Origin of the sequence: Sorangium sp. So ce119 (genome assembly GCF_051524405.1) — a bacterium.
Lineage (GTDB): Bacteria > Myxococcota_A > Polyangia > Polyangiales > Polyangiaceae > Sorangium > Sorangium cellulosum_G.
On record NZ_CP150310.1, the window covers coordinates 4,902,061 to 4,924,123 of the forward strand.

Here is a 22,063-nt window from a genome sequence, read left to right on the forward strand (position 1 = left end):
CCAGCGCGGGGGCGGCGCAGCTTCCTCGAGGCGGTGCCCGCGCACGCGCGCCTGCTCGATCTGGCGAGGGCGTGGCTCGGATGAGCCGGCCGGCGTCGGCGTGTCCGTCGGCGCCATCTCGAGGCGGGGGCCGTCCCAGCGCGAAAGGGGAATTTCCCGCTCGAACAGCGCGCGCGGCGGCCGTTAGCCTCGGAGCCCACCATGCGCTTCGAACCGCGTCGAGCCCCGCTCCGGGGCGGCCGTCACTGCATCATCCGGGAGGTCGCGCGCGAGGACGCCGCCGCTCAGCTCGAGCTCGAGCGGGCGATCGTGCGCGCGCGGCAGGGCATCGTGAAGCACGAGGACGAGCTGCCGGCGGACGCAGCGGCGTACGCCGAGCAGCGGGACCGCGCTGGGCTCACGGCGACGGACGGCTCGGCGCTGTGCCTGGCCGCCGAGCTGGAGGGGGTCGGCCTCGCCGGCGAGGTGACGCTGCTGCGGCTCAGGCCGAGGATGGTGCGCCACGTGGGCATCCTCGGGCTCGGCGTGCACCCGGAGGCGCAGAGGCTCGGGGTGGGCCGGGCGCTGCTCGAGCGGCTGCTCGAGTGGGCGCGCGCGCACCGCGACGCGGACGGGGGTCGCGTGCTGCGGGTCGAGCTCTACGTGCGGGCCGACAACGCCCGGGCGATCGCGCTCTACCGGTCGGTCGGGTTCGCGCACGAGGGGACGCGCCGCGGCTTCGTGCGCGCCGACGACGGGGCGTTCGTGGACGACCTGATCATGGGGCTCTCGCTCGCGCAGGTGGACGACGCGCGGGCCTCTCGGCGGTGAGGCGCCCGGCCGGGTCGAGGCGAGGCGCGCGGCGGGCATGACGAGCGCGGGCGCCGCGGGTAGCCTGCCCGCGATGAGCGGAAGGTCTCCCGCTGCGCGCGCCGCCGACCCCGGCGCCCTCCCCGACCCCGGCGCCCTCCCCGACGCCGCCGCGCGCCTCGATCCGGACGCGGAGCCCGGCCCCGCCGGCGCGGAGCCCGGCCCTGCCGGCGCGGAGCCCGGCCCCGCCGGCCGCGGCGCTCCTGCCGGCCGCGGCGGCCCTGCCGCGGCCCGCGGCCCTGGCGGTCGCCTCGACCCCGCCGCCCGCGCTCGCGCCGCGCTGCGCGCCGGCCGCATCGCGGCCGTGACCGCCGGCGGCCTCGCCCTCGGCAAGCTCGTCGCCGGCCAGCTCGGCCACTCCATGGCCGTCACCGCGAGCGCCGTCGACTCGCTCACGGACCTCTTCGCCTCCTCGGCGAACGCCCTCGCCATCCAGCTCGCCCACGCCGCGCCCGATCGCTCGCACCCGTTCGGCCACGCGAAGATCGAGACGCTCGCGACCGCCGGCCAGGGCCTGCTCATCGGCGGCTCGGGCGTCTACCTGCTCGTCGAGGGGGTCCGGCGGCTGCTCTCGCCCGAGCCGCTCCGCCTCGCCGCGGTCACGCTCGGCGCCATGGCCGCCGCCGCGCTGGTCACCGCGGCGCTCGTCACGTACCTCGGCCGCGTCGCCGCGCGCACCGGCTCGAGCGCCATCCAGGCCGACGCCGTCCACTACCGCACCGACATCGCGGCGAACCTCGCGGTCTTCGTCGGCGTCGCGGTCACGTACGCGACCGGCTTCACCCGGGTCGACGGCGTCCTGTCGATCGCCGTCGCCGTCTACATCCTCACCTCGGCGGGGTCCCTCCTCCGCCTCGGCGTGCGCGACCTCATCGACACGAGCGCCCCCGACGAGCGCGTCCGCGCCATCGAGGCCGCGCTCGACGCCCTGCGCGCGGCCGGCGAGATCCTCGGCCACCACGCGCTGCGCACGCGGGTCGCCGGGCACACGCTGTTCGTGAACGTGCACATCGAGCTGCCGGGCGACATCCCCCTCGCCCGCGCGCACGCGACGGGCGACCGCGCGCGCGACGCGATCCTCGCCCTCGAGCCCGACGCCGAGGTGCTCGTGCACATTGACGTCGAGCGCGACGAGCCGGCGTGACGGCGGCGCCGCCGCGCGCGACGAGGCCTACCCGTCGCAGGTGATCACGGCGTCGACCTCGAGATCGGTCGGGTCGTACGTCGTCGCCGCGTCCGGGCTCACGTGATAGCGCGTGTCGGGCTGGACGGCGAAGTCGACGTACGGCCGGAAGCCGCAGTTGCCTGCGCTGCAGCCGGTGTCGTCGATGGCCGCCTTCATCAGCGCGTCCGTCATCGCCCCGTTCCACCCCGAGCTGTACGTGACCGTGCGGATGTGGTGACGGGTGGAGCTGGGCGCATCGCGGTAGTAGTACTTGATCGTCGCCGGCGTCACGGTGGCGTCCCACTCGACCTCCCACACGTGGAATCCGGCGCTGGACCCGGCGTACGGACCGAAGACGTTCCCGTTCGTGTGCAGGCTGTTCGCCCCGTCGTAGATCCACGTGGTCTGCGCCATCAGGTCGTCGTCCGAGTGGACCCCCTTGGTGAGCGGGTCCCACCATTTTTCCACCAGGTCGAGCTCCCCGTACGTGTTGGTCTGCCAGCTATGGGTGTTCCTGGCCCAGAGCGCCGGGAAGTAGCCCTGGACCGGAGAGGGCATCTTGGCGCGGAAGATCATCATCCCCTTGCCGGCCGCGTGGCCTCGCTTCCCCATGATCAAGCCGCCGGAGTAGTAGTTGGTCCCCCCGGCGCACTGCCCCGGGTTCTCGGGAGAGAGGGTCGGATACGGGTCGCTGCAGTGGCGCTTCGACGCGATCTTCAGGGTGCCGCCCGAGGCCGAGACGTTGGAGGCCAGCATGTGCGTGAGCCGGATGTACTCGGCGTCTGCATTGGTGTTCTGGTTCGCGATGGTCCACTTCGTGGTGTCCACGCTGGTGCCGTCGAAGTCGTCCCGGAAGGCCTCGGTGTACCCGGGAGGGCAGCTGATCGTGTCGGTGGGGGTGGTGGTGCTCGCCGCCACGGCCGTGAAGGAGAGCAGGCCCGCGGAGAAGCTGCCCCCCGGCGTGCCATAGGGGTTCGGGAGGGTGCTCTGCCCCGCCTTCCAGTAGGACGTGGTGGTGCCGCCGGCCCTGCGCGTCTTCACGGGGTTGCCGCCCGACGGCGCGAGCACGGTCACGTAGTACGTGGTGCCGCTGGTGACGCTCGGGCTGCCCGGGACGGCGCACTCGTTCCAGCCGCCGTTCGTGACGCTGGTCACGTTGCACGCGGCGACGAGCGCCCCCGGCGCGGAGCCCGACCGCGCGTAGAGCCCGAGGCGGAGGGTCGTCGCGGTGTTGGTCGCGTCGACGTAGACCTTGAGCTTGGCGACCGCCCCCGACGCCACGGCGACGATCGGGTGGGCGTCGACCGTGCCGGCGTTCAGCGACACGGTGGTGCCGGCGACGGTCGCCGTGCCGACGAGGAGCGTCTCCCCCGCGTCCACGCCCGTGACGCCCTGCTGGTCCTGATCGAGGAGGCCGTCGGCGTCCCATGCGGCGATGTCGTCCTCCTGCGCCACACACGCAAGAGACATCGTTGCGAGCATCAGAGGTGCTATCCAGTACTTATTTCCAGTGTAAGCGATCATCAGTTTCCTCTCGCTCCGCAGCTCTCCGCTCGTCCGGCCACCGACACGAATGACGTGAATGAGCCAAGTGGCCCCGCGTGCCCGGACGCGGTGAGCTGCTCCTTCTCAAGATACCTCTGCCATGGTGACGCAGGTCGGCAGAGACGCACGTGCTTCCGTCCGCACGCGCAGGAAACTTAATGAACAGCCGTCGTGAAATCGTGCAGCCGTCGCGATGGATCCGCGCAGCGGCCGATGGGAGCAGCAGAGTGGACAGCGATCCTGGAATGATGCAGAGGGCGAGCCGATGAAAGGAACTGAACCACCCTGACGCAGGGGATGCGAGGTGCACCGCGCGCTCGGACGTAAGTGGATCGAGGGGACGAGCGGTAGGCTCGGCGATGTGATCGAGCGACAGGACTCCGCCTTCGACTCCGACGCTCACTCCGCCGCGGTATCCGCGGAGCGCCCAGACGTCTGCGGGAAGAGCTTCGCGTAGGCCGCCACCACGGCGGAGAGGCGCGGGTCGCGCGCACCGGTCGCGGGATCGCGGGCCAGGTCCCACGCCGGATCGCGGCGCATGAACACCAGCGTATCCATGTCGGGGTAATCGAGCACGTCGTCCAGCATGGCCGCGGCGCGCTCGTAATTGCCCTCCAGCATCGCCAGCCCGCCCAGCATGGCGCAGGTCTGGGAGCGCCTCGCCAGCATCCCCCTGCGCGCCTGCGCCGCGACGGCGCCCGCGGCCGAGCGGCGCGCTTCCGCGACCGCGGGGTCGTCGGCGTCGGCTCGGCCGGCGAGGTGCACCATCGCGTTGGCGACGCAATAGCGGGTGACCGTGTCAGCGGGATCCTTCGAGAGCTGCCTCCAGCCGACCTCGATCACCTCGTCGAAGTCCCGGTTGTAGAGGGCGAACTCTGTGAACGCGCGCAGCACGGGGAATCTCTCGTCCGCGCGACCGGCGGCCTCGATGCTCACGGCCGCCCGCGCGAAGAGCGCCCGGCGTTCGCCATCGTCGGGCTCGTTGGACCCCCTGATCGTGAGCAGGAGGCCACGGAAGACGAGCGCCCACTTGTAAACGCCGTCCAGGCGAAGCGCCGCGTCGAGGTCGTCCCATGCCGACCCGGCATAGCGGCGCACCCGCTCCGGATCGACGCCGGTCCGCGTGCCGAGCCAGTGCGCGAGCGTCGCGACTGCGCCGCGGTGCGCGTAGGCCCAGGCGCTGCTCGGATCCTCCTGGATCGCCTCGGTGAACGCCGCTATCGACGCGTCCATGTTCGCGAGCATCGCCTCGACCCCTGCCGCTCCCTCCTCCGGCGGGAGTGCTGCATCCCGGATCGAGGAGCGGATCCCTTCCCCAAGCTGCGCGGCGGCCCAGTGCCGCCGGCTGCGCCACTCCTCCCCCGGGACCATCGCCTTCGCGCGGTTCAGGTCCTCGGCTGCGCCGGCGACGTCGTTGATCGCCGCCCGGGCGGCGCCGCGACGCATGAGCGTCCAGGGATCACACGGATCCGCCGAGAGCGCACGCGTGAACCACTCGATCGCGGCGGAGTGATTGCCCTGCTTCCAGTAGGCGTGCCCGCGCTCCGCCAGCTCTCGCGCGCGACGGCGTTCGTCGTCGCGCCTCGTCGTCTCGTCCATCTCTCCCATCCGATGCTGGAGGTGGTGAGTCGACCCGCGTCGAGCGGCCTCCGCTCCGTACGACGCGGCGAAACACGGGCCCTTGGGCGCTCCGCCGCTCAGCTCGTGTCCAGGAAGAGGGCGACCGCGTCGGTGGGGCGCAGCGGCGTCTTCACCTCCCTGCGGCGCGCGCGTGGGCGGGCGGCTCGAGGCGGGCGGCGGCGTCACGCAAGCTGCCTGGGCAGGGCGACCACGAACTCGGTGAACTCGCCCTCCTTCGAATGGAAACGGATGCTGCCACGGTGGCCCTTGACGACGATGTCGTAACAGATGGACAGGCCCAGCCCGGTGCCCTCGCCGGTCGGCTTCGTTGTGAAGAACGGGGTAAAGATGCGGTCGCGGATGTCCGCCGGGACGCCGACGCCGCTGTCATGGACCCGGAGCTCCACGCGGTCCCCGGCATTGCGCGTGGCGACCCGGATGTGAGGCTGGTACCGCGGGTCGCGGGTCGCCTTCAGCTTCGCACTCACCGCGTACCCCGCGTTGTTGACGAGGTTCAGGATCACGCGGCTGATCTCTTGTGGCACGACCACGATCCGTCCGATCGACCGGTCCAGCTCCAGCGCGAGCGTCACGTCGACCGGCGGCCTGCGGGCGCGCAGCTCCTGCACGGCGAACGACGCGAACTGCTCGACGAGCCCGTTCAAGTCCGTCTCCTGGCGCTCTCCCTTCCCGCCGCCCGAGTGCTCGAGCATGGATCCGACGATGCCGTCCATCCGGCGGCCGTTTTCCTGGATCCGATTCACGCTGACCTCGATGTCCTCGAGGAGGTTCGTCAGCGGCTCCTTGACGGCTGCATCGACCTCCGGGAGCTCGCCGAGCTTGGTCTTGGCCTCGTGGACGAGGCCGACCCCGAGCTGCGCGAAGTTGTTCACGAAGTTCAGCGGGTTGCGCAGCTCGTGCGCGACGCCGGCTGTGAGCGTTCCGAGCGACGCCAGGCGGTCTTGCACGATCAGGCGATCCTGCGCTTCGCGCAGGCGTGTCATCGCCGCCACGAGTTCCTCATTCTTCTCCTGCAGCTCTCGCGTGCGTTCCTCGACCCGTCGCTCGAGCGTCCGGTACAGCACCGCATTTTCAAGCGAGATCACCGCCTGCGTCGAGAGGAGCAGGAGGATCTTGATGCGGCCGGGCGTGAACGCACCCTTCATCAGGTTGTTCTCGAGGTAAACGACGCTCCTCCGCTCGGCCTGCCGGGGGAGCAGGAAGCACAGAATCGAGACCACCTGGTGGCGGGCGACGTAAGGATCGCGACGGAACTGCGGGCTCGCCATGGCGTCATCGATGACAAGCGGCTCGCCGGTGCGCGCCACGTAGTTGATCACCGACTCGGGCACGCCGCGAAACCCCCGGGCCTTCAAATCCGTCATGTCCATGGACTGGAACACGCTCACCTGCTCCTCATTGAGACTCTTCTCCGCCTCGACCAGCCACTGGCCGTCGTGCTCGCGCAGGAGAACGCCCGACTCGGCGCCGCCGGTCTCGATGAGGAGGTCCATGAGGCGCATGAGCAGCCGTTCGCGGTCGACCTCCCGCGAGATCGCCTGGGAGGCGTTGATCACGCTGATCAGGTCGAGCACGTTCAGGTCCCACTCGCCGCCGCGCGTGCCCGTCAGCGTGACAGGGCTGAACGTGACGCTGGCGACGCGCGGGACGAGGTGGGGCAGCTCGCGCTCGAGCGCCTTTGCTTTCGTCACCGCGCCCCAGCGCAGGTAGGCCTCGTGCGCCTCGCGGAATCGGGTGCGCGCCTGGCGCACCTCGCGCTGCTTCAAATAAAACCGCGCCGACAGCTCGCAAGCGAGCGCCTCTTCGTGGACATAGCCGCTCCCGCGCGCCAGCGTGACGGCGCGCTCGAACGCCGTGCGCGCCTCGGCGTCGCGCCCCTCGACGTGCGCGCGCTCCGCCTGCACGAGCGCGAGTTTGTGCCCGATCGTCTTGGGACAGAGCGGGAGCGCCACCTCGAGCTTCCGCTCGTTGGCGGCGACGGCCGCCAGGAGCCGCGCCTGCTCTTCTTCATTGGAGCGCCCGAGGACGGCGAGCCGCGCCAGCGAGTCCCACAAGGCCACGACGGGACCGTAGTATGAGGTCGCGGTGACCGCGGTGAATGGCTCCCGATCGCACGCGTGGGCGGCGGCGCGCTCGAAGTCGCCGAACATGTAGCAAAGCATCATCTTGCAGAGGTGATAGTTGGCCATCGCGCCACCGTCGGCGCGGTCGGTCGGAAGCCGGGCGTCCTCGTCGTAGACCCGCCCGCCGAAGCGCGTCGGGTCGGGCACCTCCTCGCACAAGTTGCGCGCAAACTGATGGAACACGTCATGCCAGGCCTTGACGACGTTCTGGTGGAACCGAATAGCGACTTCGGCGTAACGCTCCATATCCGCGGCGACCTCGCCCAGCGGATCGCCTGCGAGGAGGCGCACGCCGGACCAGCACGTCACGGCGCAGGAGGCGCTGAACGGGCTGCCGGCCTCCATCGCGTAGCGGTACGCCTCCATGTAATGACGCGCAGTGTCGGACAACGGTACTTTCCAGTGAATGAGCTGATAGTGCGCGTAGATGTAGACCAGCGCGCGGACCCCATTGTCGCCGATCATATCGGAGAGCGCGATAGCCGCATCGCCGATGCGGGCAGCTCGCTCGAAGTCCTCCGCGTGGGTGAGAAGGATACCGAAGCTCGTGTATGCAAATGCCGACTCAGCGGTGTTCCCGTGCGCGAGCGAGATCTGCACTGCCTTGCATATGACGGGCGCGAACAGGCTGTGCGAAACAGAGACCGTGAGGAACACCATCCGGTTCAGCACATCCAGGGCGGCGCGCGCCGCCTCGTTCGTACAGCGCGGGAGGCCGGCGAGGTTCTCGATTCCACAGGCGGCGAGCGCCTCCTCGGTGCGCCGCATCTCCTCGGCGATTGCCTCCGGTGTGGCCGGCGAGGGGAGCGGGAAGCCGAGGCGCGCTAGAAGCTGGGCGAAGGTGTCGATCGCCTCCGTCACGCGCATCTGGGCGAAGAGCACCTGGCCCTCGATGCGGCGGACCCGCGCCTCCGCCAGGGGCGTGCGCGCGTGTCGCAGGAGCGCGGCCGAGAGACTCTGCACCGTGTCGAGCGCGGCGCACCCGAACGCTGCCTCGATGCCGCAGTCGTGGAGGTCACGCGCGAGCTCGTGCCGGATCTCCCAGTCCTGCTCGGAGAGAAGGGCTATGCCAGCCTGCGCATAGCGCAGCGCAGGCTCGGTCGCCGCCGCCTCCAGCGCCTTTTGCGCCGCGCGCAGGTTGAGGCGGGCGAGCTCCTCGATCTCCGCCGGGTCCGAGATCGCCGGCCGGCCTCGATTCAGCTGGCCGACGATCTCGAACAGCCATTTTTCCCGCTCCTCGTGAGCCTCGATCTGCCCGAGGAGCTTTCTCCCTACCTCGCGGTGCAGGCGCACGCGGCTGTCCTCGTCGAGCGAGGCGAGCGCGGCCTCCTGGATGCGGTCGTGCGCGAAGCGGAATCGGATGTCGGGGCTCGCCGCCGCCTCGACGGGTGAGTGGACGCGGTCGAGCGGGAGCACGAGCCCCTCGGCGACCGCGTCCCAGAGTTCACGCCCCGCGTCCGCCACGGGGCGCGCGGCGATCCCCGCGAGCATCCCGAGCTCGAAGCGACTGCCGATGCAGGCGGCGAGGCGGAGCAGGTGCTGCGTCGCGACTGGGAGCCGCTCGATGCGAGACGAGAGGAGCTCAACGACATTGTCGGTGACGCCGCGCTTCCGGATCTCGTCGATCTCGAAGCGCCACCCCGAGGGTGAAGGCGTCAGCGATCCGTCGGCGCGGAGCGACGTGATGAAGGCGCGCATGAAGAACGGATTGCCGTCGGTCCGGGCGAGGACGAGATCGGCGAGCCGCGCGGCCCCGTCAAACGCTGCGCCGAGCGTCCCCTGCAGCAGGCTCGCGACGTCGTCGGGCGCGAGTGGCGCGAGGGCGAGCCGCTCCACGTTCGATCCCTGCGCCGCGATCTGCTCGATCGTCAGGCGGAGCGGGTGGGACTCGCCGACCTCGTTGTCACGGTAGGCGCCAAGCACGAGGAGCGCCTGGTCGCGCGCCATGTGCATGAGCTCCCGGAGCAGCTTCAGCGAGTCGGCGTCGGCCCACTGGAGATCGTCGATGAAGAGGCAGAGCGGGTGCTCGCGCCGCGCAAAGAGCGCCACGAGCTGGTGCACCGCCTCGTGGAGGCGGTTGCGCGCCTCGTCAGGCTGGAGCGGCGGCGGCGCCGGCTGAGGTCCGAGGACCGCGCACACCGACGGGCACACCGCAGCGAGCACGGCGGCGTTGGTCCCGAGATTGGAGAGCAGCCGGTCGCGCCAGTCGCCGAGCTGCGCCTCGTTCTCGGTCAGGACATACTGGACGAGCGCCCGGATCGCCTGGATGAACGCGCTGTAAGGCCCGTTCTGGACCTGGTCGTACTTCCCTGCGACGAAGTAGCCGCGCCGCGCCGTGAGCGGCCGGTGCACCTCGCGGATCAAGGCCGTCTTGCCGATGCCTGCGTACCCTGACACGAGCATCAGCAGCGCGCCGCGCGTCGACCGCTCAAACCCGTCGAGCAGCCGCTTGACCTCGGCGTCCCGGCCATACAGGTGCTGCGGGAAGTGAATACGATCCGACCTGTCGTCGGCGCCGAGCGCGAACGGCTCGATGACCCCTCCGTGGCGCAGCTCCTCGAGGCAACGGGCCAGATCGACCCGCAGCCCGTGAGCGGACCGGTAACGCTCGTCGGCGTCCTTCGCCAGAAGCTTGAGGATGATCTCGGCGACCTGTCGGGGCACCGTCGGGTCGAGCTCCAGGGGAGACGGAGGCCGGCGCGCGATGTGGCAATGCGCGAGCTCCAGCGGGTCCTCGGTGACGAAGGGGCGGCGGCCCGTGAGCAGCTCGAACAGCGTCACACCGAGCGAGTAGAGGTCCGTCCGCTCGTCGACCGGCCGGTTCATCCGCCCCGTCTGCTCAGGCGAGATGTACGCGATCGTCCCCTCCAGCGCGTTCAGGCTGCTGAACCCGGGATCCTCGTCCGCGAGGACGGTGGCGATCCCGAAGTCGATCAGCTTGATCTGCCGAGATTCTGGGTGCATCAGCACGTTGGACGGGTTGATGTCCTTGTGCACCACGCGACGATGGTGAACTCCCTCGACGGCCTCCGCGATCTGGATGGCCATCCCGAGGAAATCCTGGGTCGTGAGCTTTCCAGCGAGGCCGGCCGCCTTGAGCGCGACGCCGCCGAAGTCCTCCATGACGATCCCGAAACGGCCCTGGTCTTCCTCGATCCCGAAGGTGCGCACCACGTTCTCGGACGCGCACTGGCGGAGCAGCGCGTTCTCGTGGCGCAGCGACGCGATGCGACGCGGGGATGGGTGCACGTCCTCCAGCACCTTCAGCACCACCGGCACCCCGTCAACACGCCGGCGTGCGCGGTATACGGCGGTGTGTTTACCGGCGTGCAGGACATCGTGAACGTCGCAATCGAAGAGGGTGGAAATCATGGTGGGCTCCGGGGTTGACGAAGCAAGGCGAGCACGAGCCTGCGCGCGCTGGGCTCGAGACGGCGCTCGTTCGAGCTGAGGCGGGCTTTCCTAGCTCGTCATGCGCGACGCGAGAGCTGCGGCGGGATGGGCACATCCGGATCGGGAAGCGGGTCGTAGCCGGGATCGAAGCACGCGGCGCAGCGTGTCCAGGTCTCGTCGGCCGCGACGGCAGACGGGTCCGTACAGCCAGCGAGCCCCTCCAGCGCGACCCCCTCCTCTGCGAGGAGCGGATCCGGATCACGCAAGAAGTCATCGAGACGGAAGGGATCGATGCTGAGCTCGGTCAAGAGTCGAGAGGCGGAATTCATTGCGTCCTCCTGGCAGTCATATCGGATGATGACGACGCGCTTCGTCTCAGAACTGGAACAATCTTCTGTAATGTTTGTGCGCGTCGGCCAGGCCTTTCAGCTCACCGTCCGCGCCCGGAGATTTACCTTCCCGCACGCGTGCCCACGCCGGATCTCGTCTCACCAGAGAATACGCCTCGACGTCGAAGTTGCGCCGCAGGAACTCGAGCTTCTCGCACGCTTCGGCGAACTTTCCTTCCATACAGTCGAGGCCACCCTCCATGGCGATGATCCGAGCTCGAACCCCGCGCAGCTCTGCGCGGGCGCGAACGATGGTGTGCCGCGCATCGGCGTCCGCAGGATTCGACACGTGGTGTACATTATCAGCAACGAAGTAGCGCGCGGCCGCCTCTTCGCTGTCGATCTGCAGTGTCTGCCATGCATACTCCGCCGCCGTCTTGAACCCCGGCGAGGGATCGACCCCCATCGCGGCAGCCTTGCCGGCCCTGTAGGTCGCGAGCGCCATGATGATGCGCAGAATCGTCAGAGTCCGGTCCAAGCCGTTGATGGACGCCTTTCCGACCAGGGTCATGGCCCTCTCCAGCATGTCGTGACGCCCGGGTTCGTGCAGCACGGCGCCCTTCTTCCCGGCGTCGACCGGCGCGTCATCGTACAGCGCGACGAGGACGGCATGGAAAGCGTAGGCCCATCCATAACCCGAATTGCGTTCACAAGCATCCTCGAAGTCCTTCTGGGCCAGCTTGAAATCTTCAGCCGTACCGCCCGCGAAGCGCCGATGGGGGTGGCCGACCCAGTAGCGCATCGTGTATGTCGCGCCTCGGTGGGCGAGGATCCACGGGTTACAGTCAGTGATGTCGTGCGCTTTCGAGAACAGTCGAATCGCGCAACTCATCTGCTCGAAGGCCTTGTGAGCACACGCCGCGCTGCTCGACTCCGCCGGGCGTTGGTTCGCTGCGATGTCATAGCCGGCCCTTCCGAGATCCGGAGGTGCGTCTTTCACGTCCTCGTCCTTGTCCCAATGCCCCGGCTCGTCCTGCGCATCATTTCCGCCCATGAGCGTCGCGCGCGCCCACAAGCGAAATAGCTCGGCCTTTTGTCCCAGGAACCACGACAGCTGGTTGCTGGATTTGTAATATGGCCTCGCGAGCTTGAAGTCATCGTACGCTCCGACAAAGTTCCCCAAGGCGGCGCGAGCGGCAGCGCGGTGCGCGTACGCCCACCAGTAGTCAGGCCTCGCGCTGATCGCATCGCTGAAGAGCTCGATCGCCCCCGAGTAGTTCCCTGAGAGCCTCAGGCTCTCTGCTCGCACCGCGTTCTCCGCTGAGCCCATATCTCACCTCCAGTTCGATTCTCGAGCCGGTACCTCACGCGATTGCACAAGCCGGGCGCCGGTCATCGTCGCCCGTCAACCGCTCCCACATCGCCCGATCCACCGGCGCCGGCCCGACCGGCGGTATATAGAGCGTCGACACGTCGCTCACCGGCGCGTTGCCCAGGTCGCTGAGCGGCTGCCGCGCGATCCTCGGCGGCTCGATCGGGTGCGTCGAGGCGTCGTAGACGATCGCCTCGTGCGAGATCGGGTAGCTATCGCAGAGCACCTCGCCGAGCACGGAGAGCCCCCGCTGGATCCGCCCGCTCGCCCGCTGGTCGAACACCTGCGGATTGCCGATCAGCGCGATCTGCGACAGCACGAGCGGCGTATGGATCGCGAAGGGGCGCCTGCGGATCAGGAAATCCGTCGCCTCGTAGGCCAGGAAGCCTTCGTGACCGGGATCGAGGCCGAGATCGGCGACGAGGCAATCCAGGAACGACACGCCGGGGAGCATCCGCGCGCTGAACCCCTCGCTCCGCGCGCGGCGGATGGCCTCGTGCGCCGGCGTCGAGAAGACGCCCGGGTGACCGTAGAACACGGCGCATACGCGCGCGCCGCGGCGCACCTCGGCGAGGATGTCGTCCGCCATCCGCCGGTAGACCTCGCGGCGCGGGGGGCCGTCGCTCTCGCCGTACCGGAGCGACACGGCGTCGGCGCGCAGCGAGCGCAGCCAGCTCACCGTGCCAGCGTCGGCGACCGCGAAGAGCACGGTATCCGCTGCTTCGATGGCGCGGCGGGCGGCGAGGGTGGTTTGCCCGGCCCACTGGATGCCGGTGCCGACGACGACGAGCGAGCCCTCGCGTCGGTCGATGGTGGATGTCACGCTGTCGGGTGGCTGTGCCAAGAGGGTCACCTCGCGACGTTCTGGATCGATCCGATCCGGCCGCCGGCGTGGTTTGCACGCCCCGTACCATCCCTCCCGCGCGTGGCCGCCGCGCAGCGCACCTGCGCCACGCAGCCCCTCCCGACGCAGCCGACGTGGCGCCGACACAGCGCGCCCCGTCAGGCGCCAGCCCGACGTGTCGGCGCTGTGTCGGCCGACATGTCGGCCACGCCGGACCTAGGCCCGCCTGGGCTCGCGCCCCATCTCCACGGTAGGCTCCTCCCCGAGCAGGACCCGCGCCGCCTCGCGCCCTACCACCCGGTAGACCGTCGTCGACTCGGCCCTCGGCCAGATGCTCCGCTCGCCCGCGCTCTCGAACGTGAACCTGTCCTTGGCGGCCCCGTAGACCGCCTCATCGACGAGGATCTCCCCGGCCAGCGCCGCGCGCGCGAGGTGCGATGCGGCGTTCACGGCGTGGCCGAGCACCGTGTAGCCGAGCTGGCCGTACGCGTGTGATCCGATCCCCGCCGCCAGGACGCTGCCCGTCGAGACGCCGGTGCACACCCCGTGCGCATAAGGCGAGTCGTCGCCGGTCCGCCGAGCGATCGTCTCGATCTGCCCGCGCACGGCGAGGCACGCCTTCAGCGCCCGTTCGAGGTGCTCCGGCCCGTGGAACACCGCCATCACCGCGTCGCCGACGAACTTGTCCACGACCCCCCCCTGCGCCAGGAGCTCCGGGACGATCACCTCGAAGTTGGCGTTGAGCAGCCGTGTGGCCTCGGCGGGCGGCTTCTCCTGCGCGACGCGGGTGAACCGGAAGACGTCGGCGAACACGACGGTGGCCTCCAGCGCCTCGCTCGCCGCTGCGCCGGCAGGGCCGAGCGCCCGGAGCCGCTCGACCAGGGCCGCGCTCGTGAACTTCCGCAGGACATCGTTCTCCTCGTTCGCCTGGGACTTCCGCTGGTGCTCCTTCACGGAACGAAGGGTCTTCTCCAGGGTCGCCTCGAGGTCGTCGAAATTGAGCGGCTTGGTCAGGAAATCGAATGCACCGCGGTTCATGGCGCGACGGATGTTGGTCATGTCGCCGTAGGCGGACACGATCACCGTCCTCGCGAGCGGGTTCACCTCAGGGATACGCTCGAGGAGCGTAAGCCCGTCCATGACCGGCATGTTGATGTCGGTCACGATGATGTCGATGTCCGGGTGCCGCCGGAGCTCGTCCAGGGCGAGCTGGCCATTGTCCGCGAAGACGAGCTCGTAGGGCGCGCGGCTCTTGTTGCGCCGGAAGTGCAGCTTCAACAGGAGCTGGACGTCGGGCTCATCGTCGACGACGAGGATCTTGGCGGGCTTGCTGCCCGCGTCGCACACCGCGGCGAACGCCGCGCAGAGCTCGCGAGGCGACTGAAACCTCCGGGTCCGGTCCTTCGCCAGGGCGCGCTCGAAGAAGCGGTCGAAGCCCGGCAGGAGGGCGGCGTTGCGCGACGAGGGCGGCGGGAACGGGTCCGTGCAGATACTGACCATCAGCTCTCGCACGTCGGTGGGCGAGAAAGGAAAATGGCCGGTGAGCGCGCGGTAGATGATGACACCGAGCGACCACAGGTCCGCCAGGAGGTGGGGAACGGCGCCGCGGACCTGCTCCGGGCTCATGTACGCCGGGGTCCCGAAGCGCGCGCCGGTCCAGTCGTGCCGGTCCTCGTCGCTCCCCTCGAACAGCCTCCATCCCACGCCGAAATCGAGGATCTTCACGGACTCGCCCGACGCGCCCCGGGCGACGAAGACGTTCGCCGGCTTGAGGTCGCAGTGGACGATGCCCGCCGCGCTCGCAGCCTCGAGGCCCGCGCTGATCTGCCGGACCAGCGGCAGCACGGCCGATGCCGGAAGCTGACGCGTGCGGCGGAGCCGGCTCTCGAGGTCCTCCCCCTCGAGCAACTCCATGACGATGTAGGGCGACCCTCCGTCGATGCCGTAGTCGTGAATCTGGACGATGTGCTCGTTCCGGAGCCGGGCGACCGTCGTCGCCTCCTGCTCGAAGTTCTGCCGCGCCTCGGCGGATGCGACGCTCTCGGGCGTCATCCGCTTGATCGCCACCGGCCGGCGGAGCATCTGATCGAAGGCCTCCCAGACGACCCCCATGCCGCCGCGGCCGATCTCGCGCCGCAGCGCGTACCTCCCGCCGATCGTCTGCTCCTTCACAAAAAAACTACCTACGCGTACACAAACATCGTGTCAACGGCCGCCGCGCCGCCGCCCTGGTGATGCGGCGACCGCGATCTGCCCGATGTGGTTCAATGTACGCGTCGCGAAGCGCGCCGCGCGGAGATGCAGAGTATCCGCGATCGGTCACCGAGCTTGCAAGGCTTTTCCATGGTTGCGTATCCTCGTGCGCCATGGCGGTTGGGCGCACAGGACTCACGACGCTCGCGGCCGCGACGACGCAGCACCCCGACGTCGCCCCCCCGCGGCGGGCCTGCGCGCGCCTCGTTCCCGCGCTGACCGTCCTCTACCACCCGGATCTCGAGCGTGTCGGAGAGCGCGCCGTCCTCGCCGACCTCGCGCTACGCGATGCCGTCGCGCTGTCACGGATGGAGCCGTACTTCGGTCCGCCGGGCGCGGCCCGCCGCGCGCCGCTCGGCGACACCCACCTCAGCCGCAAGCCCCTGCGCCTCATCGCGCTGCCCGACGGCCGGATCCGGCTCTGCGCGGCGGAGGGCCGCGCGCGCGCCGCGGTCGACGGCGCGCCGCTCGAGGCGAGCCGCGATCTCTCGCTCGCCGAGGTGACGCGGGGCGCCGTCATCGAGCTGGCCGAGCGCGTCGTCCTGCTGCTCCATCTGACGGATCCGTCCCCGCCCGAGCCGGGAGATCGCCTCGGCCTGATCGGCGACAACGACGGCCTGGAGCGGACACGCCGGGACATCCGCCGCGTCGCCGACCTCGGCGTCGCGATCCTCCTGCGCGGCGAGACAGGCACCGGAAAGGAGCTCGTCGCGAGGGCGATCCACCAGGCCGGCGACCGGCGCCATCAGCCCTTCGTCGCCGTCAACATGGCGGCGATCCCTCCCTCGCTGGCGGCCGCGGAGCTCTTCGGCGCCGAGCGCGGCTCGTATACCGGCGCGGTGCGCAGCCGGCCCGGCTACTTCGGCCTGGCCGAGGACGGGACGCTCTTCCTCGACGAGATCGGCGAAGCGCCGCTCGACGTGCAGGCGATGCTCCTCCGGGCCCTCGAGACGGGCGAGATCCAGGCGGTGGGCGCCCAGCAGCCGAAGAACACCCGCGTTCGCCTGATCACCGCCACGGACGCCGATCTCGAGGCCAGAGTGGCCGAGGGGGCCTTTCGCGCCCCGCTGCTCCACCGCCTGGCCGGTTACGAGATCACGCTCCCTCCCCTCCGCGGTCGCCGGGACGACATCGGGCGCCTGCTCCTTCACTTCCTGCGCGAGGAGCTCGCGACCTCGGGCGAGGCGCACCGGCTCGACTCACCGGCGCCCGACGGAGCCCCCTGGCTGCCGGCGTCGCTGGTGGCGCGGCTCGCGCGGTACGACTGGCCGGGGAACGTTCGCCAGCTCCGGAACGTGACCCGGCAGCTCGTCGTGGGGAGCCGGGGCGCAGCGCGCCTGGAGGAGGCGCCGGCGATCGAGCACCTGCTCCAGCGGGCAGCCCCGGAGCAGCGGCGTCACGCCGGCGGGGAGCGCGCGGCCGCGGCGAGCTGGGCTCGACAGGAGAGCGCGGCGGCTGCGCCGGCGAGCTCGGGCCCGGCCAAGGGCGCCGGCTGGCGCAAGCCCTCCGACGTCGGTGAAGAGGAGCTCATCGACGCGCTCCGCCGGAGCCGGTGGGATTTCAAGGCCGCTGCGGAGCAGCTCGGGATCTCGCGGACATCGCTCTACGCCCTCGTGGAGAGCTGTCCGCAGGTCCGCCAGGCCAGCCACCTCCCGCCGGACGAGGTCGCCCGCTGTTACCAGGAGTGCGAGGGCCACATCGACGCGATGGTGGAGCGCCTCAAGGTCTCGAAGCGAGCGCTCCAGCGCAGGATCCGTGAATTGCGCCTCGCCTAGGTGACGGTCATGTCGCCAGCACCGGCGCCACGCGCGGCGCCGGTGCTGCACCCGGGAGGCGCCTCTCTATCTACGAGGCGGGCTCCTCGGCGTCATCGTGCTCCTCGTGCTCGACGAGGTACCGCTCGGGCGCGAGCTCCCAGCGCTCCGGAGAGCGCCAGAGCTGGGACAGGAGCAGCTCGCGCATCAGCAAGAACTCCTTGGGCAGCCGGTCGTAGAGCCGCTCGAAGAGCTCGCCGTGCGACCCGAACTCGACCTTCCACGCCTCGCGGTCGACGGCCATGAGCTGATAGAACTGCTCCTTCGAGAAGCGCTCCATGCCGCGCCACTCGAGGTCCTCGTAGCGCGGCATCCAGCCGAGCGGGCTCTCCTCGGCGAAGCCGCGGCCGTGCACGCGATCGACGATCCACTTGAGGACACGCATGTTCTCGCCGAACCCGGGCCAGAGGAAGTTGCCCTGGTCGTCCTTGCGGAACCAGTTCACCGAGAAGATGCGGGGCGGATTGACGATCTGGCGCCCCATCTGCAGCCAGTGGTTGAAGTAATCGCCCATGTGGTAGCCGCAGAAGGGCAGCATCGCCATCGGGTCGCGGCGGACCTGGCCGATGTTGCCGGCGGCCGCGGCCGTCATCTCCGAGCCGATCGTCGCCGCCATGTAGACGCCGAAGCTCCAGTTGAACGACTGGTACACGAGCGGCACCGTCGTCGCCCGCCGCCCGCCGAAGATGATCGCGCTGACGGGGACGCCGTTCGGGTCGTCCCAGCGCGGATCGATCGATGGACACTGCGACGCGGGCGTCGTGAAGCGCGCGTTCGGGTGGGCCGCCTTGCGCCCGCAGTCCGGCGTCCAGGGCTTCCCCTGCCAGTCGATGAGCTCCGGCGGCGGCTCGTCGGTCATCCCCTCCCACCACACGTCGCCGTCCGGCGTGAGCCCCACGTTCGTGAAGATCGTGTTCTTCCGGATGGTCGCCATCGCGTTCGCGTTCGACTTCTCCGACGTCCCCGGGGCCACGCCGAAATAGCCCGCCTCCGGGTTGATGGCGTAGAGCTGGCCGTCCCGCCCGGGCTTCATCCAGGCGATGTCGTCGCCCACCGTCGTGATCTTCCAGCCCGCGAACGCCTTCGGCGGGATGAGCATGGCGAAGTTCGTCTTGCCGCACGCGCTCGGGAAGGCCGCGGCGACATACGTCTTCTCGCCCTTCGGCGACTCTACGCCCAGGATCAGCATGTGCTCGGCCAGCCACCCCTGCTCGCGCCCGAGCACCGAGGCGATGCGCAGCGCGAAGCACTTCTTGCCGAGCAGCGCGTTGCCGCCATAGCCGCTCCCGAACGACCAGATCAGCCGCTCTCCCGGGAAGTGGACGATGTACTTGTGCTCCGCGTTGCACGGCCACGGCACGTCGCTCTGGCCCGGGGCGAGGGGCATGCCGACCGAGTGCAGGCACGGGACGAAATCGCCGTCCCCGAGCGCCTCGAGCACCTTGCGCCCCATGCGCGTCATGATGCGCATGCTCGCGGCGACGTACGGCGAGTCGCTGAGCTCCACGCCGATGTGCGAATAGGGCGAGCCGACCGGGCCCATGCTGAAGGGGATGACGTAGAGCGTCCGGCCCCGCATCGACCCGGCGAAGAGCCGGCGCAGCGTCGCCTTCATCTCCTGCGGCTCGGCCCAGTTGTTCGTGGGGCCGGCGTCCTGCTTGCGCCGGCTGCAGATGAACGTGCGGTCCTCGACGCGGGCCACGTCGCTCGGGTCGGAGCGCGCGAGGTAGCTGTCCGGGCGCTTCTCCGGGTTCAGGCGGATCAGCGTGCCCGCCTTGACCATCTGCTCGCAGAGCGCGTCGTACTCCTCCTTCGAGCCGTCGCACACGTGCACGTTGTCCGGCTGGCACAGCGCGACGACCTCCGCGATCCACAGCCGGAGCTTCTCGTTGGCGATCGCCGTTCGCAGACCGGGGATCGAGACAGGCGGAGGCGGCTCCGAATGGACCGAGTTCTGGCTGCTATGGCTGGCTGCTACGGACACTGGCGTACCCTCCTCGCTTTCTTGATCAAGCGCGCTAGCAAGGCGCAGGCCCTGCCCGCCCTCGCGGTAATTCTGGCCGAAATGCGCCCGGTTGGCTGCATCGATTCTCCCTGAGCCCGGCCGGCACGCCCTGATCGCGCGCACCAGGTGCGCCCTGGAGCAATTCGTGCGCCGACGCGCCGGAGATCCGCCCGCCACGCGCCGCGCGATGCCGGCCACCGTCGCAGCCGTCCCGCGTGGACGATGCGGATCGCGGAGCGGGCCACCTCGGCGCGCCTCGTCCGAGGGCAGCGCCGCGCCCGCGCGCGGGGTCAAGGCGCGGTCAATGCACGTTCGATTGATGCGGGGCCGACGTCACGTTAAGAGAGAAAATGAAGCCATGGGGGCCGGGGGAACGACCATGGATCGCCCCTGCGGCCGACGCGTGGACGCCGGCACGGGGCAGAGCGTATGTCAACCAATGGATCTCTCGTCGTCGTGGGAATCGGCATCCAGTGGGCCGGCCAGACGACCCTCGCCGCCCAGCGCGCGATCCAGCGCGCAGATCGCGTGCTCTTCGCGGTCGCCGACGCCTGGGCCGCGCGCTGGGTGCGCAGCCTGAACCCGGCGGCCGAGTCGCTGCCCTACGGGGAGGGCAAGACCCCGCGGCGGTCGATCTACGCGGAGATGGTCGAGCGCATCCTGGGCGAGGTACGCAAAGGACTGAAGGTCTGCGCGGTGTTCTACGGGCACCCGGGCGTGCTCGCGAGCGCGGCGCACGAGGCGATCCGGCAGGCGCGCGACGAGGGGTTCTCGGCCCGGATGCTGCCCGGCGTCTCGTCCATCGACTGCCTCTTCGCCGATCTCGGGCTGGATCCCGGCCGCGACGGACTCCAGCTCTTCGAGGCGACCGATTTCCTCATCCGGGGGCGGGAGATCGACGCCCGCACGCCGCTCGTGCTCTGCCAGATCGGCGGGGTCGGCTGCGCCGGCGTGTTCGATCCCTCGGACGCCGCGCGCATCCGCCGCGGGCTCGAGGCCCTCGGCGAGCGCCTCCGCCGGAGCTACCCGGCCGCCCACGAGGTGGTGATCTACGAGGCGGCCGCGCATGCGCTCGCCTCACCTCGCCTGGACCGGGTGGCGCTCTCGGCGCTCTCGGCGGCGCCGGTGGACGACGTCTCGACGCTGTACGTGCCGCCGGTCGCGCGGGCGGCCGTCGACCCGGAGGTGCTGGAGCGCATCGGCTGGGACGGCGGCGCCGGAGCCGGGGTGGATTCACCGCTTGTGCACTGACGAGGCGATCTCATGGCAGGTCAAAACGAAGACGTGAAAGAGAAGCGCAGACAGAGCAAGAGCCTCGCCCAGGAGGCCGAGGTGCGCCGCAAGAACGGCCAGTACACGGACGCGATCCGGCTGTTCACCGAGGCGATCGAGATCGACGGCGAGTACGCGTGGGCCTACGCCCACCGCGGCGCCGCCCGTGCCGCGCTCGACGACTGGGAGCCCTGCTGCGCCGATTTCAGGAAGGCGCTGGAGCTGAAGCCCGACTACGGATGGGCGTACGCGCGCTGGGGTGAAGCCCACCGGATGCACGCGAGCTACAGGCTGGGCAGGACGGGCGCGCCCGCGGACTGGCGCGAGCAGCACGCGCTGATCGACCGCGGGATCGAGCTCCTCGAACGAGCTGCCGAGCTGTCGCCGGGCAGCGCCTGGACGTTCGCCCACCGGGGCGCGACGTACACGTACAAGTACTGGCTCGAGGTGATGCCCAGGCTGGTGCCGGCCCTGGAGCTGGACGACGGCCTCACGCCGGCGCCCGAGGCGCGGGGCCCCAGCGGGAGCGACGCCGCTGCGCGGGCGCTGCAGGACCTCGACAAGGCCCGCGAGCTCAACCCAGGGTACGCGTGGGTCAGCGCGTTCAAGGCGTGCGTCCTTGCCCTCATCGCGCGTGAGCAGTCCGACATGAAGCCCGGGCTCCTCGACGCGCGCGACTGCCTGCTGGACGCGCTCACGCTGGACGTCGATAAACGGCTGCCGATCCACGCCGCCGCCGCAAAGCTCCTGAGCTGCGCCGGGACTTTCCATGAATCCGTCGCCTCGGCGCTCCGCGCAGTGAAGAAGAATCCGGCGGATGTCTTTTCGCGCTACTTCATCGCCGTCGGGCTGAAGCACCTGAATGACCCCCTCGCGCCGGCGGTCATCGAGCACACCCGGAAGGTGCTCGAGTCGACAAGGAGCGAGATCGACACGATGCTTCGGGGATTGGACGTGCTCGAAGACCGGGAGGGCGGCCGGTCCATCGCGAGCATGCGAAACAACCTGTCCGTCGAGGCGATCGCGCTGGTGGCCTTCGATCCCACGTGGAGCGCTCTTCGCACGAAGCCGCTCTCGCCGCGCGAGCGTCGAGAGCTCCAGACCAAGGACGACTGAACACAGGAGGATTCATGGATCGACTCTTCAACTTGCTCACGGAGCTGAGCATCGACCCCTTCAAGCAGGACGCGTTGGCGGCTGACCGGCAGGATGCGCTGCTCACCGACGAGGAGCGGGCCGCGCTGCAGCAGCCGGGTTCGCCCGAGGTGCAGGCCGCGATCGCGGGCGGCGCGTGGACCCGATGCGCCTTCATCCTCGATCCCGGCCCCGATCCGGACGAGGACGAGGATCCCGATCCCGCCGACCTCCGGGGCCAGAGCCCCCACGCCGTCCGGGCAGACCGGCGCCACGCGGCGCGGTGATCCGGCCGCCGCGCGGGCTCAGCCCACGCGCGCGCCT

At 70.1% G+C, this 22,063-nt stretch carries 14 protein-coding genes; 6 read left to right on the plus strand and 8 right to left on the minus strand.

Features of this window, described 5'->3' with window-relative positions; translation table 11 throughout:
• The first annotated feature begins 201 nt into the window (after positions 1-201).
• Positions 202-810: an N-acetyltransferase family protein gene (locus tag WME76_RS18415; RefSeq protein ID WP_437961398.1), complete on the plus strand. Its 609-nt coding sequence runs from the start codon at positions 202-204 to the stop codon at positions 808-810.
• Positions 811-883: 73 nt separating this feature from the next.
• Positions 884-1,993 carry a cation diffusion facilitator family transporter gene (locus tag WME76_RS18420; RefSeq protein ID WP_437961399.1) on the plus strand — a complete coding sequence of 370 codons (1,110 nt, stop codon included), beginning with the start codon at positions 884-886 and terminating at the stop codon, positions 1,991-1,993.
• 27 nt (positions 1,994-2,020) lie between these two features.
• Here WME76_RS18420 and WME76_RS18425 read toward each other — a convergent pair whose 3' ends face one another.
• From WME76_RS18425 to WME76_RS18455, 7 genes are all read right to left on the minus strand, one after another.
• Positions 2,021-3,484 carry a hypothetical protein gene (locus WME76_RS18425; RefSeq protein ID WP_437961400.1) on the minus strand — a complete coding sequence of 488 codons (1,464 nt, stop codon included), beginning with the start codon at positions 3,482-3,484 and terminating at the stop codon, positions 2,021-2,023.
• Between the two features lie 474 nt (positions 3,485-3,958).
• Positions 3,959-5,158, minus strand: coding sequence for a tetratricopeptide repeat protein (locus tag WME76_RS18430; RefSeq protein ID WP_437961401.1), 1,200 nt, complete (start codon positions 5,156-5,158; stop codon positions 3,959-3,961).
• 203 nt (positions 5,159-5,361) lie between these two features.
• The gene (locus WME76_RS18435; protein ID WP_437961402.1) at positions 5,362-10,695 is read right to left on the minus strand and encodes a trifunctional serine/threonine-protein kinase/ATP-binding protein/sensor histidine kinase; all 5,334 of its coding nucleotides are present in this window, start codon (positions 10,693-10,695) and stop codon (positions 5,362-5,364) included.
• A gap of 98 nt (positions 10,696-10,793) precedes the next feature.
• Positions 10,794-11,045: a hypothetical protein gene (locus WME76_RS18440; protein ID WP_437961403.1), complete on the minus strand. Its 252-nt coding sequence runs from the start codon at positions 11,043-11,045 to the stop codon at positions 10,794-10,796.
• Between the two features lie 46 nt (positions 11,046-11,091).
• Complete coding sequence (locus WME76_RS18445) at positions 11,092-12,375, minus strand: hypothetical protein (protein WP_437961404.1); 1,284 nt, start codon at positions 12,373-12,375, stop codon at positions 11,092-11,094.
• Between the two features lie 34 nt (positions 12,376-12,409).
• Entirely contained in the window at positions 12,410-13,261 is an 852-nt protein-coding gene (locus WME76_RS18450; protein WP_437961405.1) for an SAM-dependent methyltransferase, read from the minus strand.
• A gap of 216 nt (positions 13,262-13,477) precedes the next feature.
• Entirely contained in the window at positions 13,478-15,433 is a 1,956-nt protein-coding gene (locus WME76_RS18455; RefSeq protein ID WP_437961406.1) for a protein kinase domain-containing protein, read from the minus strand.
• A 194-nt stretch (positions 15,434-15,627) separates the two neighbouring features.
• On the opposite strand from WME76_RS18455, the gene WME76_RS18460 reads away from it, so the two are divergent.
• On the plus strand, positions 15,628-17,289 hold the full coding sequence (locus WME76_RS18460) for a sigma 54-interacting transcriptional regulator (RefSeq protein WP_437961407.1): 1,662 nt from the start codon (positions 15,628-15,630) through the stop codon (positions 17,287-17,289).
• A gap of 70 nt (positions 17,290-17,359) precedes the next feature.
• On the opposite strand, the gene WME76_RS18465 is transcribed toward WME76_RS18460, so the two are convergent.
• On the minus strand, positions 17,360-19,237 hold the full coding sequence (locus WME76_RS18465) for a phosphoenolpyruvate carboxykinase (GTP) (protein WP_437962126.1): 1,878 nt from the start codon (positions 19,235-19,237) through the stop codon (positions 17,360-17,362).
• 552 nt (positions 19,238-19,789) lie between these two features.
• Here WME76_RS18465 and WME76_RS18470 point away from each other — a divergent pair.
• From WME76_RS18470 to WME76_RS18480, 3 genes are read left to right on the plus strand one after another with little or no spacing between them, the layout of a single operon-like run.
• Positions 19,790-20,584 carry an SAM-dependent methyltransferase gene (locus tag WME76_RS18470; protein WP_437961408.1) on the plus strand — a complete coding sequence of 265 codons (795 nt, stop codon included), beginning with the start codon at positions 19,790-19,792 and terminating at the stop codon, positions 20,582-20,584.
• Between the two features lie 12 nt (positions 20,585-20,596).
• The gene (locus WME76_RS18475; protein ID WP_437961409.1) at positions 20,597-21,721 is read left to right on the plus strand and encodes a tetratricopeptide repeat protein; all 1,125 of its coding nucleotides are present in this window, start codon (positions 20,597-20,599) and stop codon (positions 21,719-21,721) included.
• A 14-nt stretch (positions 21,722-21,735) separates the two neighbouring features.
• Complete coding sequence (locus WME76_RS18480; protein WP_437961410.1) at positions 21,736-22,026, plus strand: hypothetical protein; 291 nt, start codon at positions 21,736-21,738, stop codon at positions 22,024-22,026.
• The last annotated feature ends 37 nt before the right edge of the window (positions 22,027-22,063 follow it).